Genomic DNA, 13382 nt, shown 5'->3' on the forward strand with positions numbered 1-13382 from the left:
CTTGAGTCCTTCGGCCGTGGCCCTCCGGACGATGTGCGCCCTGTAGGACGAGGCTTCCGGAGCCGGGGTTCACCCGAGAACCGGAAATTTCCAGACAAGAAAGCTCACCCCATGGGCCTTACCGGCAATGTGTTCCTGGGCCTGGTCATCGGGCTGGCCGTGGTGTCCTTCGCCGCCACGATCTGGCTCTGGCCCCGGCTGGCCCGTCGCAGCGTGCGCGCGGTGCTGGGCAGGGTCGGCCTGCTGCTGGTGACCCAGGTGATGGTCTTCTCCTCGGTCGGTCTGCTGGCCAACAACTCCTTCCTCTTCTACGGGTCGTGGGCCGACCTGTTCGGCCGGAAGCAGGACCTGGGCGTCGTCACGGACCACGCGGCCGGGACGCTGGCGGCCAAGAACATCGTCCGGGTCGGGATGCAGCTGCCGGACGTGCCGGGCGCCTCGCGGCCGGCGAAGAGCGGGCGGATCGACAAGGTCGTGATCTCGGGCCGGCGCTCGGGGATCGAGAGCTCGGCGTACGTGTACCTCCCGCCCGAGTACTTCCAGCCGGCGTTCGCGCACCGGAAGTTCCCCGCCGTGGTGGTCCTCACCGGCTACCCGGGCATCCCGGAGAACCTCCTGAAGGGCCTCGACTATCCGCGGACGGCGCACGACCGGGTGAAGGCGGGCAAGGCGCAGCCGATGATCCTGGTGATGCTGCGGCCGACGCTGGCGCCGCCGCGGGACACCGAGTGCGTGGACATCAAGGGCGGGCCGCAGACCGAGACGTTCCTCGCGGAGGATCTGCCGGACGTGGTCTCGGACGTGTACCGGGTCGGCAGACTGGCCCACAACTGGGGGATCATGGGCAATTCGACCGGCGGTTACTGCGCGTTGAAGATCGGCCTCCACCACCCGGACCGGTTCACCGCGAGCGTCGGGCTCTCCGCGTACTACGAGGCGGCCGAGGACCCGACGACCGGTGACCTGTTCCAGGGCGACCAGCAGGCCCGCAACCGGGCCGATCTGATGTGGACCCTGGACCACCTGCCGAAACAGCCCGACGCGTCCTTCCTGGTCACGACGTCCCGGCAGGGCGAGGGGAACTACCGCTCCACGCAGCGGTTCATCTCCAAGGTGAAGTCGCCCGCCCAGGTCTCCTCGATCGTGCTCGACAGCGGCGGGCACAACTTCAACACCTGGCGGCGGGAGATCCCTTCGGCGCTGGACTGGATGAGCAGCCGGCTCAGCGAGAACTGACCCGGGGCCCGCCGCGGGCCCTACCCGGTGGTGGTCGTCCTGTCGACGCTCGCCACGGTCTCGACCGCCGCCTCGGTGCGCGGTACGTCCTGGGCGTCCGCGTCGATCGAGCGGCGCAGCGCCTCGTGCAGCCGGGCCGGGGTGAGCACGCCGAGGAACCGGCCGGTGGACTCTGCGTCGATGACGGCGATCCAGCCCGCGTCGTGCTGGAGCATGGTGGCGAACGCCTGCTTGAGCGGGGCGCCGACGGGCAGCCACGCCTCCATCCGGCGGGCGTGCGCGCGCACCGTGCCGCCGGCGCGGGCTCCGGATCCGGCCTCGGCTCCGGCTCCGGATCCGCCGGCCGGGATCCAGCCGTGCAGATTGTCCTGGCCGTCCAGCACGACGGCCCAGCGCGCGCCTTCGGCCCGCAGCCGCTCGGTCGCCGCGGCCAGGGAGTCGTCGAGGTGGACGACGGGCGGCTGGTCGAGGTCGCCCTCCTCGACGGGGGTGACGGAGAGCCGCTTGAGGCCGCGGTCGGCGCCGACGAAGTCCGCGACGTACGGGGTGGCGGGCGCGCCGAGCACGGTGGCCGGGGAGTCGAACTGCTCGATGGAGCCCTGCCCGTAGACGGCGATCCGGTCGCCGAGCCGGACGGCCTCCTCGATGTCGTGCGTGACGAACAGGACGGTTTTACGGACCTGTTCCTGAAGTTTCAGGAATTCGTTCTGCAGCCGTTCACGGACGACCGGGTCGACCGCGCCGAAAGGCTCGTCCATCAGCAGGACCGGCGGGTCCGCGGCAAGTGCCCTTGCCACCCCGACGCGTTGGCGCTGACCGCCGGAGAGCTGTTCCGGATAGCGGTCGCCATAAACGGAAGGATCAAGTCCGACAAGGTCGAGGAGTTCCGCCGCGCGTTCACGCCCCTTTCCCCGTTTCCAGCCCAGGAGATGAGGAACGGTCGCGGTGTTCTCCAGGACCGTACGGTGCGGGAAGAGCCCCACCTGCTGGATCACATATCCGATACGGCGGCGCAGTCGGACGGGGTCGATGGCGGATATGTCGTCCCCGTCGAGGAATATCCGCCCCTCGGTCGGTTCGATCAGCCGGTTCACCATCTTCATGGTGGTCGTCTTGCCGCACCCCGACGGTCCGACGAGCGTGACCAGTTCACCCTCGGCGACCTCGAAGGAAAGGTCGTCGACGGCGGTGGTGCCGTCCGCGTACCGCTTGGTGACGTGCTCGAAACGGATCATGGTTCCCCATTGTGACGCGTGTTCTGTGAAGGACGTGTTGCTGAAATACAACGGCCCCCGCGATTGTCAGTGGTCGAGGATAGGGTCGCCCATACATACGTACGAGACGCTGACCGGGAGGTGGGGACGGATGGCCGCGGGACAGAACTGCCTGGTGACGAACGACTGGATCTGCGGGGAGTATCTGCGTTCCCGCAGCCAGGAGTTGACCGATGCGACGGTCCAGCACATCTGGATCACCGCGGTATCGGTGGTGATCGGACTCCTGGTGGCCTTTCCGCTGGCGCTGCTCGCACGCCGCGGCCGCCGGTTCGCCGGGCCGGTGCTCGGGCTGACCACGGTGCTCTACACCGTGCCCTCGCTCGCCATGTTCTCGCTGCTGCTGCCGCTGTTCGGGCTCTCCGCCGCGCTGGTGGTCACCGGTCTGGTGCTGTATTCGCTGACCATCCTCGTGCGGAACATCCTGGCGGGCCTCGAAGCCGTTCCCCGGGAGGCGAAGGAAGCCGCGAAGGGGATGGGGTACGGGCCGGTCCGGCTGCTGTGGGAGGTCGAACTGCCGCTGGCGATGCCCGCGTTGATGGCGGGCGTGCGGATCGCCACGGTGTCGACGATCGCGCTGACGACGGTCGGCTCGATCATCGGCAGGGGCGGCCTCGGCAATCTCATAGGCGACGCGCTCCCCAGCTTCTTCAAGGCCCAGGTGCTCACGGCCTCGGTCCTGTGCGTGCTGCTCGCGGTCGTCGCGGATCTGCTGCTGCTCGGTGTGCAGCGGCTGTTGACCCCCTGGACCCGCATACGCGCCGCGCATCCGGGCGTGGACACCGTGGCGAAGGCGGTCTGACCCATGGGAGTTCTCGGCGAGGCCTGGACCTGGCTCACCACCGGCGCGAACTGGTCGGGGGAGAGCGGGGCGGCCCACCGGCTGGCCGAGCATCTGTACGTCAGCGGCGTCGCGCTCGCCCTGGCGTGCGCGATCGCGCTGCCGGTCGCGCTGTACCTCGGTCACATCGGGAAGGGGGGCGCGCTGGCGGTCAACCTCTCCAACGTGGGGCGGGCGGTCCCGGTCTTCGCGGTGCTGGCCCTCTTCATGGTCTCGCCGCTGCGCAACGCCGGATACGTGCCGACGGTCATCGCGCTGGTGCTGTTCGCCGTGCCGCCGCTGCTGACCAACGCCTACGTCGGGATGACGGAGGTCGACCGGTCGGTGACGGAGGCGGCGCGCGGCATGGGGATGTCCGGCCGGCAGCTCTTCGTGCGGGTCGAGCTGCCGCTGGCCTACCCGATGATCATGACCGGGCTGCGCTCCGCCGCGGTCCAGGTGGTCGCCACGGCGACGATCGCCGCGATGGTCGGCCAGGGCGGCCTCGGCCGGATCATCACCGCCGGGTTCAACACGTACGACACACCGCAGGTGGTCGCGGGGGCGGTGCTGGTCGCCGTGCTCGCGCTGCTGGTGGAGGCGGTGCTGGTGGGCCTGGACCGGCTGCTGTCACCGCTGCGCCGCCGCCGGACGGCCTGACGGCGCGTGACGGCCGGGCGGAGCCTCCGGTCCCCGATTCCCGGATCCCATCCCATTCAGATTTCAGACCTGTTGCTGTGGACGGAGAACAACAATGAGCAAGACCTCGCGTATGGCCGGCGCGGTCATCGGCATGGTCGCGCTGGCCGGCTCGCTCGCCGCCTGCGGCGGCGACAGCCTGGAGAAGGACAAGGACAGGGCGGGCTCGGCATCCGCCGGCGGCTCGGGCTCCGGCAAGAAGGGGTCGCTCGTCGTCGGCGCGGCCTCCTTCACCGAGTCCAAGGTGCTCGCGGAGCTGTACGCGCAGGTCCTGGGCGACGCCGGATACCGCACCTCGATCACCACGGTGGCGAACCGGGAACTGTACGAGCCGTCCCTGGAGAAGGGCGAGATCGATGTCGTCCCCGAATACGCCGCGACGATCGCCGAATTCCTCAATGCCAAGGTGAACGGCGCGAAGAAGGCCGAGAAGGCGCCGGTCGCCTCCGGTGACGCGGCGGCCACGGTCGCCGCGCTGGAGAAGCTCGCCGCTCCGCGCGGACTGAAGGTGCTCCCGGCGGGTGCGGCCGTCGACCAGAACGCCTTCGCGGTGACGAAGGAATTCGCCGCGAAGAACAAGCTCAAGACCCTTTCGGACCTCGGCAGGTCGAAGGTCGCGGTGAAGATCGCGGCGGGTGACGAGTGCGAGGTGCGGCCGTTCTGCGCACCCGGTCTGAAGAAGACGTACGGCATCGACGTCACCGGAATCGACCCCAAGGGAGTCGGTACGCCGCAGTCCAAGCAGGCGGTCAAGGACGGCAAGGACCAGCTGGTCCTCACCACCACCACGGACGCGGTGCTGGACAGCTATGGCCTGGTGTTCCTGGAGGACGACAAGAAGCTCCAGAACGCCGACAACGTGCTGCCGGTCGTCAATGCCGAGGACGCCGGTTCGCAGGACATTGCCGACGCGCTCGGCAAGCTCACCAAGGCGCTCACCACCGAAGATCTGGCGGAACTGAACCGCAAGGTCGACGCGGAGCGCGCAAAGCCCGCGGATGTGGCCAAGGACTATCTGCGCTCGAAGAGCCTCATCGAGAAGTAGGAATCGGGGGGAATGGGGGCCGTCAGGTAACCGGGAGGGAACAGATTGCCGGGCGGCCCCCCAAGTGCCCCGTACACACGGTAAATTTCAGGCCATGCCACGTGGACGTCATCGCCATTCGCCACCTCTGCACAGAATCCTTCCGCCGTCGGCAGTCGTCGGAGTCTCGGTCCTCTGTGCCGGAAGCACCTGGCTGCTCGCCGAACCCCTGGTCCTGCGCGGTCTGGCGGCCGCCGCGGCAGCCGCCGCCGTGACCGGTGCGTATCTGATGCGCAGCTGGGACCGGGAAGCCGGCCGCCGGGTCGCGGAGCTGACACGGGCCCGCGCCGGCGACGAGTGGCGGGCCGAGGAGCGGATCGCCGAGCTGGAGTCCGACCTGGAGGAGTCGCGGGAGCTGCGCACCCGGCTGGAGACGAAGCTGCGCCGCAAGCGCGTGGAGCTCGCCAACCTGCGCGGCGAGCACGCCGCGCTGCTGCGCCGGTACGCCACCGCCGAGACCGAGCGGGCCAGCGCGCTGGAGGGCCGCAGGCAGCTCGCGCTCGAAGCCGCCGCCACACCCCGGGAACTGCCCGCCGCGCGCAGCACCCCGACGCCCGCCGCCTATCTGCGGGCCGCCCAGGCGCTGGAGGACCTCTCCCGCAACGGGGCGCTCCAGGAGGCGCGGCGCACCGCCGAGCAGGCCAGGAAGCGTGATCTCGCCGAGCGGTCCCAGGAGGCGGAGGACCAGCGGGGCAGGCACGCCGCGGCCGAGGACCGGACCGGCGCGCAGCACCTGCGCCCGCCGACCCCGCTGCCCGCGCCCCGCCCGTCCGCCGCGCTGCCCCCGGCACGCACCGCACCGGCCGCCACCGCCGTCGCCCCGTACACGGCCTCCCGCCGCCAACCGGTGCCGCAGGGCAGTTTCGACTTCTTCGGGACGCAGAAGGCGGCGCGCGCCGCGATCGAGTCCGTGCAGAACGAGGACCTCGCCGACGTGGTGGGCGAGGAGGCACTGGCCGCGCACCGCACGGGCAAGGCCGAGAACCGGGCCGTCGGCGAGGTCATCGACCTGACCGCGCACGACGACACCGAGCAGCTGGACATGGTGGAGCTGCGCAGCGCGATCTCGTAGGCAGGCGGCGGCCCCCGGGGCCCCCCGGGGGCCGCCCGCCGGCTACTTGTCGATGTCGCCGACGACGAAGAAGAGCGAGCCCAGGATCGCGACCATGTCGGCGACCAGCGTGCCCGGCAGCAGCTCGGTGAGCGCCTGGATGTTGTTGTACGAGGCGGAGCGGAGCTTCAGCCGGTACGGGGTCTTCTCGCCCTTGGACACCAGGTAGTAGCCGTTGATGCCGAGCGGGTTCTCGGTCCAGGCGTAGGTGTGGCCCTCGGGGGCCTTCAGGACCTTGGGCAGCCGCTGGTTGATCGGGCCGGGGGCCAGGCCGGCCATCCGGTCCAGGCAGGTGTCCGCGAGGTCCAGGGCGTTGTGCGTCTGCTCCAGCAGGCACTCGAAGCGGGCCAGGCAGTCGCCCTCGGTGCGGGTGACCACCTTCAGGGTGTCCTGGAGTTCCCCGTACGCGAGATACGGCTCGTCGCGCCGCAGATCGAAATCGACGCCCGAGGCGCGGGCGATCGGCCCGGACACCCCGTACGCGTGCACGGTCCCGGCGGACAGCACGCCCACGCCGCGGGTGCGGCCCCGGAAGATCTCGTTGCCGAGCACCAGGTCGTCGTAGACGTCCATCCGGGACCGGACCGAGGCGATGGCGTCCCGGGCCCGTCCGAGCCATCCGGCCGGAAGGTCCTCCTTGAGGCCGCCGACGCGATTGAACATGTAGTGCATCCGGCCGCCGGAGACCTCCTCCATCACGGCCTGGAGCTCCTCGCGCTCGCGGAAGGCGTAGAACACCGGGGTGATCCCGCCGAGTTCGAGCGGGTACGAACCGAGGAACATCAGATGGTTCAGGACCCGGTTCAGCTCGGCGAGCAGGGTGCGGGTCCAGACCGCGCGCTCCGGCACCTCCATGCCGAGCATGCGCTCCACGGCCATCACGACGCCCAGCTCGTTGGAGAACGCCGAGAGCCAGTCGTGGCGGTTGGCGAGCATCACGATCTGCCGGTAGTCGCGGGCCTCGAACAGTTTCTCGGCGCCCCGGTGCATGTAGCCGATGACCGGCTCGGCGTGCTGGATGCGTTCGCCGTCCAGGACGATGCGCAGTCGGAGCACGCCGTGGGTGGAGGGGTGCTGCGGGCCGATGTTGAGCACCATGTCGGTGCTCTCCGCCGCGCCGCCGATGCCGACCGTCGTCTCCGTCATGCGGCCAGTATCGCGCGAACGCACCAGGGCCCGGCCCCGGACCCCGCTCCCGTCGCCCGGCGGGCTGTCCCCGGACTCCGCCCCTGGTCGCCAGGCGGGCTGTCCACGGGCCCCGTCCCCGGTCGCCCGGCGGCCGGTTCTCAGCCTCTTCGCTGCATCAGCCAGCCGAAGTCGCCGAGGCCGCCGCGGGCCGTCAGCTCCGCCGCCTCGCCCGCCGAGGCGAGCGCCCGTACGTAGCCGGCCGGGTCGGTCGACGCCAGGGCCAGGGGCGGGCGTTCGCCGCCGACGCCGAGGCGGTGCAGCGCCTCGCGCTGGCTCAGCAGCTCGGGCGGCGGCGCACCGGCGAAGGACCCGGCCACCGCGCAGGAGTCCAGCGCCACGTGCGAGGTGAGGTCGCAGCTGCCGTCCGGCACCGGCCGGACCTCGCGGCCTTCCCGGAAGCCGGTCAGGGTGCCGAACGGGGGCCGTGCGTCGCGCACATGGGCGTAGTCCACCGCCACGGCGAGCCCCCCGGCCAGCGTGGCCACCGCCCGCGCCCAGGCATCGTCGCGGGGGCGGCCGATCTCCGCGCGGCCGCCCGGACCGGCCGACGGCCACCAGCGGCGCAGCCACTCGGCGTCCGCCCCGCTCACCGGCTCGCCCAGCCGCTCCGCACCGTCCCGGTCCCGGACCAGGACGTACCGGTCGACGCCGTCCGCATCGGTCTCGGCGACATCGGTCGGTACGTTGTCCAGCCACTCGTTGGCGAACAGCAGGCCGTACGTGCGCGGCGGCGGCTCGGCGCACCACTCGATCCGGGAATCCAGACCGGGCGGACGGGCGGCGAGCTCCACGGCGTACGCCCGTACGGCGAGGCCGTCGCCGCCCGCGGCCGGCAGCGCCGCCAGCACTCCCGTCAGCAACTCGCCCCGGCCGGCGCCCACGTCCACCAGGTCGACCGAGCCGGTGTCCAGCTCCCGGGCCGTTTCGACCAGCAGCCGGGCGACGGCGGCGGCGAACAGCGGGGACGCGTGGACAGAGGTACGGAAGTGGCCCGCCGGCCCCTCGGGGCTCCGGTAGAACCCCCCGTCCCCGTACAAAGCGGTCTCTGCCGCCACCTGCCACCCACGCCACTCATCCGTCACCTGTCCAAGTCTCCACCTTGGGGAGTACGGTCCCCGGAGCCGGATCGGCCCTTCGGCTGACCCGGGCGACCCTCGCCTGTCCCTACGCTGGGTTACGTGCAGCGCCTCTACGACTTCATCCGCAGACACCCGACGGGCGTCGACTGCTTCTGGGCCGTCGTCCTCCTCGGGCTCTCCGGCATGTCCATGGTGGGTGCCCCGGGCATCGGGGCGGGGCGCGCCGCCGCTGTTCCGATCGCCCTCGGCCTCTGCGTCGTCGTCGCGCTGCGCCGGCGCGTGCCGGAGAAGATGCTGCTGCTCGCCATCGCGATGGGCGTGGCGCAACTGGTCACCGGGGTCGGCCCCGGTGTCATGAACTTCGCCATGCTGGTGATCGTCTTCACCGTGGCCACCGTCGGGGAGCGCTGGGCGTCCCGGCTCGCGCTGGTCTGCAGCCTGGGCGCGGCGGGTCTGTCCAAGCTGCGCTGGCAGGAGGAGGCGCCGCAGGGCGGCTGGGCCCAGCAGACCTTCGTCGTCATCGTGCTGACCGTGCCGTTCGTGCTGGCCTGGGTGCTGGGCGACTCGATGCGGACCAGGCGCGCCTACTTCAGTCAGCTGGAGGAGCGCGCCGCCCGGCTGGAGCGGGAGCGCGAGGCGCAGTCGAAGGTGGCCGTGGCGGCCGAGCGGGCCCGGATCGCACGTGAACTCCACGATGTCGTCGCGCACAACGTGTCGGTGATGGTGGTGCAGGCCGACGGTGCGGCGTACGTCATGGACGCCGCCCCCGACCAGGCCAAGCAGGCCCTGGAGACCATCTCCAGCACCGGCAGGCAGGCGCTCGCCGAGATGCGGCGGCTGCTCGGGGTGCTGCGGACGGGCGACGCGCAGGAGAGCGGGGAGTACGTCCCGCAGCCGGACGTGGACCAGATCGAGGACCTGATCGACCAGGTCAGGCAGGCCGGCCTGGCCGTCGACTTCAAGATCGAGGGCACCCCGCGCCCGCTGCCCAGCGGGGTCGAGCTGACCGCGTACCGCATCGTGCAGGAGGCCCTGACCAACACCCGCAAGCACGGCGGTCCGGACGCGGGGGCCAGCGTGCGTCTGGTCTACTTCGACGACGGGCTCGGACTGCTGATCGAGGACGACGGGCGGGGCGCGGCGCACGAACTGTACGAGGACGGCGGCGCCGACGGCGCGGGCCACGGAATGATCGGGATGCGTGAGCGGGTCGGCATGGTCGGCGGCACGCTGGACGCCGGGCCGCGTCCCGGCGGCGGCTTCCGGATCAGCGCGCTGCTGCCGCTCAAGCCGGCCCACTAGGGCCTTTCGTTCGGATCAGACCGTTCGGATCGGACAGTAGTTCGGATTAGACAGGAGAACAGGACATTTCATGGCCATCCGCGTGATGCTCGTCGACGACCAGATGCTGCTGCGCACCGGCTTCCGGATGGTGCTCGCCGCCCAGCCGGACATGGAGGTCGTGGCCGAGGCGGGCGATGGCGCGGAGGCGATCGAGAACCTCCGCTCCACCGCCGTCGACGTGGTGCTGATGGACGTACGGATGCCGAGGCTGGACGGGGTCGAGGCCACCCGGCGCATCTGCGCGCAGCCGGACGCGCCCAAGGTGCTGATCCTGACCACGTTCGACCTCGACGAGTACGCCTTCTCCGGGCTGAAGGCCGGGGCCAGCGGCTTCATGCTCAAGGACGTGCCGCCCGGCGAGCTGCTCGCCGCCATCCGCTCCGTGCACAGCGGCGACGCCGTCGTCGCACCGTCCACCACCCGCAGGCTGCTCGACCGCTTCTCCCCGATGCTGCCGAGCGGCACGAGCGAACCGCAGCACAAGGACATCGCCAGGCTCACCGAACGCGAACGCGAGGTGATGCTGCTGGTCGCCCAGGGGCTGTCGAACGGGGAGATCGCGGCGCGCCTGGTGCTCTCCGAGGCGACCGTGAAGACGCACGTGGGCCGCATCCTCACCAAGCTGAGCCTGCGCGACCGGGTACAGGTCGTGGTCCTCGCGTACGAGACGGGGCTGGTCCGGGCCGGCGGCGGGCCGGTCTGAGCCCTGGCCGGGCGGCCCGGCGGCGGGTCAGCGCAGGATGCCTTCCAGGAAGTCGCTGCCGAGCCGTGCCACCGAGGTCAGGTCCAGCTGGTGCAGTACGTACCGGCCGCGCCGCCGGGTGGTGACCAGGCCCGCCTTCTTCAGCACCGCGAGATGCCGGGAGACCTCGGGCGCGGTGATGCCGTGCGTGTCGGCGAGCTGGCCGGTGGTGTGCGGGGAGCGGGCGAGATGGCGGCAGAGCCGCATCCGCATCGGGTGGGCCAGCGCCTCCATGCGCAGCTGGAGCAGTTCCACGGAGGCGGGGGAGGGCAGCTCGGGATGGTGCACCGGGTAGTGGATCACCGGGCGCCAGCCCGGTGCGTGCAGCAGGTTGAGGTGGGGCCAGCCGAAGGTGGACGGGATGAGCGTGAGCCCGGGGCCGACGGCGCTGGTGCGGCCCTCGGTGAGCTTGTCGGCGCTGATCCTGGTCCCGGCCTCGTCGACGGTCAGCGCCGTGGACACCGCGGCCATCGCCTCGCCGAGCCCCTTGCGCCGCAGCAGGTCGTTCTTGTGCCGGGCGTCGGCGGCCAGCTGGACCTGGACCCGGCGCCAGGTGTCCGCGAAGAACGCCCGCTCGCAGTCCTCGAACAGGCGCCGTATCCAGGCCCGCACCGGGGCCGGGTCGGCCAGCAGCCGCTGGGCGAAATCCACCTGCCGGGGGCCGCGCGCCGCCGCCATGTCCAGGGTCCGGGTGCGCATCGTCGGATCGGTGAGCGGGGAGGGCGCGCCGAGCCCGTACAGGCTGGTGCAGGTGAACTCCAGGGCGGCGGCGACGAACCGCTCGTCGTCGAGCCGGTCGAGGATGTCGAGGTCCTCGGCGAGGCAGGACCCCGTCCTGCCGTCGCCGCCGCGGACTCCGGCGAACGGCATGAAGACGTCCGAGAAGGTGTGGCGCCACAGGAAGTCGGCCTCGTGCAGCCGGTCGGCGAGGTCCGGCTCCAGTGCGCTGGCGGTCGCCGTCGCCCAGCCGTGCAGGCCGGGGTGGTGCCCCGGCTCGGAGAGGGCATGCAGGGCCAGCCCCAGCTCGGCGAGGGGGGACGTCTCGAAGACGATGCGGTCGGGCGCCAGCCCGGCGATGTCGATGTGCACGCTCACCCCTCCATGGTGCGGGGTGCCCGCGAAAGGCATCGCGCCATTTGACGGTGGTCGTCAATCGGCGGGCGGGCGGCGCCGGGAGCGGCCCACGCTGAGGCCATGGACGCCATTCAGCAGCACATGATCGACAGCTATCGCGCGGCCCAGCGGGGCGAGGTGCCGCCGCCGCTGCCGGGCCGGCACGACTGGGGAGTGGTGCGCGAGGCCCGCGACCGACGCCGCTTCGAGGCGGTGATCGCGGGCCGTCCGGCGCGCGGCCGCCGGCGGGCGGCGCTGCGGGCGCTGTTCGCCCGGAACCGCGGAACCGGCGGAACTGGTGGAACCGGCGGATGCGGCGCTCCCGGCCGTTCCTCCGCAGGCCCGGCGGGGTCCCTCTAGGAGCCGGTCCGGCGGGAGCCTCTAGACCAGCCGCGCCACGAACTCCCGTACCGCGGCCCGTACGTCCTCGGCGGTCCACTCCAGCCCCTCCCGGCCCACCGTCACCTCGGTGAACGACAGTCCGGGCGGCCCGGCGGCCGCCGGGTACCACTTTCGGAAGAGGGACACGCCCGTCTCCTCCGCCTGCCGCACCGCCGCCTCGGTCAGGGCGTCGGCCCCGTACGGCAGCCACACCTGGAACTGGTGCGTGTGCGGCGGCTCCGGATGCACCCGGAACCACGGGGTGCCGGCCGCCCGGAAGCCCTCGGCCAGCGCCCCGGCCACCACCTTCGCCCGCGCCACGTACGAAGCCAGCTGCGGCAGCTCCTGATCGAGCCCGATCAGGGCCGCGAGCGCCGCCGGGAACTGCTGGAAGACCTGCCCGCCGTACCGGTGGCGCCAGGTGCGGGCCTCCTCGATCAGCGAGGCGGGACCGGCCAGCGCGGCCCCGGAGATTCCGCCCAGGGTCTTGTAGAACGACACGTACACGCTGTCGGCGAGCGCGGCGATCTCCGGCAGCTCACGCCCGAAGTGGGGGGCGCACTCCCAGAGCCGCGCGCCGTCGATGTGCACCACCGCGTCGCGTTCCCGCGCGGCCTCCACCACGTCCTGAAGCTCTTCCCACGTCGGCAGGACGAAACCGGCGTCGCGCAACGGCAGCTCCAGCATCAGCGTGCCGAACGGCTCGTCGAAGTCGCGGATCTCCCGCGCCGTGGGCAGCCGGGGCGCGGACGTCGGGTGGACGGTGCGCAGCCCGCTCACCGCCGCCAGCGCGCCGCGCTCGTGCACCTCGGGATGGGCGAGCGGGTGCAGCGCCACCACGGGGTTGCCGGTCCGCCCGGCCCAGCACCGCAGCGCGACCTGCTGCGCCATCGTCCCGGTCGGGAAGAACGCCGCCGCCTCCGTGCCCAGCAGGTCCGCGATCCGCTCCTCCAGCTCGGCGACGACGCCGTCGCCGTAGACGTCCGCGGGGCGGTCGAGGTCGGTGACGGCCCCGGCCCCGGCCGCCAGCGCGGCCAGCCGTTCCCCGAGCGAGAGGTTCATGGGCGGCCGGACCAGGACCCGTTCGGCCTTGGCCCAGGCATTGATCCTGCGCAGCCGCTGCGCGTCCTCCGGGGACTCCAGGGACCCCGGGGACCCCGGGGATTCCTCACGCGGGCCGTCCTGCGACTGCCCGTCCATGTCCGCCATGCCCTGCTCGTCCGTGTCCGCTGTGTCTGTCATGGGACGATCATCACGCAGCGCGCGGCCCGGACCCGCACGATTTTCCGGCGCCCCCGGCCCGGGACCGCG

At 71.9% G+C, this 13382-nt stretch carries 13 protein-coding genes; 8 read left to right on the top strand and 5 right to left on the bottom strand.

Annotation, left to right across the window (positions count from 1 at the left end):
• The first annotated feature begins 111 nt into the window (after window positions 1–111).
• Window positions 112–1236 carry an alpha/beta hydrolase gene (locus ACFYY1_RS14295; protein ID WP_388584545.1) on the top strand — a complete coding sequence of 375 codons (1125 nt, stop codon included), beginning with the start codon at window positions 112–114 and terminating at the stop codon, window positions 1234–1236.
• A gap of 20 nt (window positions 1237–1256) precedes the next feature.
• Here ACFYY1_RS14295 and ACFYY1_RS14300 read toward each other — a convergent pair whose 3' ends face one another.
• A complete protein-coding gene (locus ACFYY1_RS14300) occupies window positions 1257–2471 on the bottom strand; it encodes an ABC transporter ATP-binding protein (protein ID WP_388584548.1) in 1215 nt (404 codons plus the stop codon).
• Window positions 2472–2601: 130 nt separating this feature from the next.
• Here ACFYY1_RS14300 and ACFYY1_RS14305 point away from each other — a divergent pair, with 130 nt between their 5' ends.
• From ACFYY1_RS14305 to ACFYY1_RS14320, 4 genes are all read left to right on the top strand, one after another.
• On the top strand, window positions 2602–3312 hold the full coding sequence (locus tag ACFYY1_RS14305) for an ABC transporter permease (protein ID WP_388584550.1): 711 nt from the start codon (window positions 2602–2604) through the stop codon (window positions 3310–3312).
• Between the two features lie 3 nt (window positions 3313–3315).
• Window positions 3316–3990 carry an ABC transporter permease gene (locus ACFYY1_RS14310; protein WP_388584552.1) on the top strand — a complete coding sequence of 225 codons (675 nt, stop codon included), beginning with the start codon at window positions 3316–3318 and terminating at the stop codon, window positions 3988–3990.
• Between the two features lie 94 nt (window positions 3991–4084).
• Window positions 4085–5074 carry an ABC transporter substrate-binding protein gene (locus ACFYY1_RS14315; RefSeq protein WP_388584554.1) on the top strand — a complete coding sequence of 330 codons (990 nt, stop codon included), beginning with the start codon at window positions 4085–4087 and terminating at the stop codon, window positions 5072–5074.
• 94 nt (window positions 5075–5168) lie between these two features.
• Window positions 5169–6185, top strand: coding sequence for a hypothetical protein (locus ACFYY1_RS14320; RefSeq protein ID WP_388584556.1), 1017 nt, complete (start codon window positions 5169–5171; stop codon window positions 6183–6185).
• Between the two features lie 42 nt (window positions 6186–6227).
• Here the strand turns inward: ACFYY1_RS14320 and ACFYY1_RS14325 are convergent, their stop codons facing one another.
• Complete coding sequence (locus tag ACFYY1_RS14325; RefSeq protein WP_388584559.1) at window positions 6228–7370, bottom strand: NADH-quinone oxidoreductase subunit D; 1143 nt, start codon at window positions 7368–7370, stop codon at window positions 6228–6230.
• A 140-nt stretch (window positions 7371–7510) separates the two neighbouring features.
• Complete coding sequence (locus ACFYY1_RS14330; RefSeq protein ID WP_388584561.1) at window positions 7511–8494, bottom strand: SAM-dependent methyltransferase; 984 nt, start codon at window positions 8492–8494, stop codon at window positions 7511–7513.
• Between the two features lie 96 nt (window positions 8495–8590).
• On the opposite strand from ACFYY1_RS14330, the gene ACFYY1_RS14335 reads away from it, so the two are divergent.
• Together ACFYY1_RS14335 and ACFYY1_RS14340 are read left to right on the top strand one after the other, a co-directional pair.
• Complete coding sequence (locus ACFYY1_RS14335) at window positions 8591–9793, top strand: sensor histidine kinase (protein WP_388584563.1); 1203 nt, start codon at window positions 8591–8593, stop codon at window positions 9791–9793.
• 70 nt (window positions 9794–9863) lie between these two features.
• A complete protein-coding gene (locus ACFYY1_RS14340) occupies window positions 9864–10538 on the top strand; it encodes a response regulator (protein ID WP_388584566.1) in 675 nt (224 codons plus the stop codon).
• 27 nt (window positions 10539–10565) lie between these two features.
• Here ACFYY1_RS14340 and ACFYY1_RS14345 read toward each other — a convergent pair whose 3' ends face one another.
• A complete protein-coding gene (locus ACFYY1_RS14345) occupies window positions 10566–11666 on the bottom strand; it encodes a DUF5937 family protein (RefSeq protein ID WP_388584726.1) in 1101 nt (366 codons plus the stop codon).
• Window positions 11667–11771: 105 nt separating this feature from the next.
• Here ACFYY1_RS14345 and ACFYY1_RS14350 point away from each other — a divergent pair, with 105 nt between their 5' ends.
• Window positions 11772–12050, top strand: coding sequence for a hypothetical protein (locus tag ACFYY1_RS14350; protein WP_388584567.1), 279 nt, complete (start codon window positions 11772–11774; stop codon window positions 12048–12050).
• Window positions 12051–12071: 21 nt separating this feature from the next.
• Here ACFYY1_RS14350 and ACFYY1_RS14355 read toward each other — a convergent pair whose 3' ends face one another.
• A complete protein-coding gene (locus ACFYY1_RS14355; protein WP_388584728.1) occupies window positions 12072–13280 on the bottom strand; it encodes a threonine aldolase family protein in 1209 nt (402 codons plus the stop codon).
• Window positions 13281–13382: the final 102 nt, after the last annotated feature.

Source organism: Streptomyces sp. NPDC001890, from assembly GCF_042891445.1.
Lineage (GTDB): Bacteria > Actinomycetota > Actinomycetes > Streptomycetales > Streptomycetaceae > Streptomyces.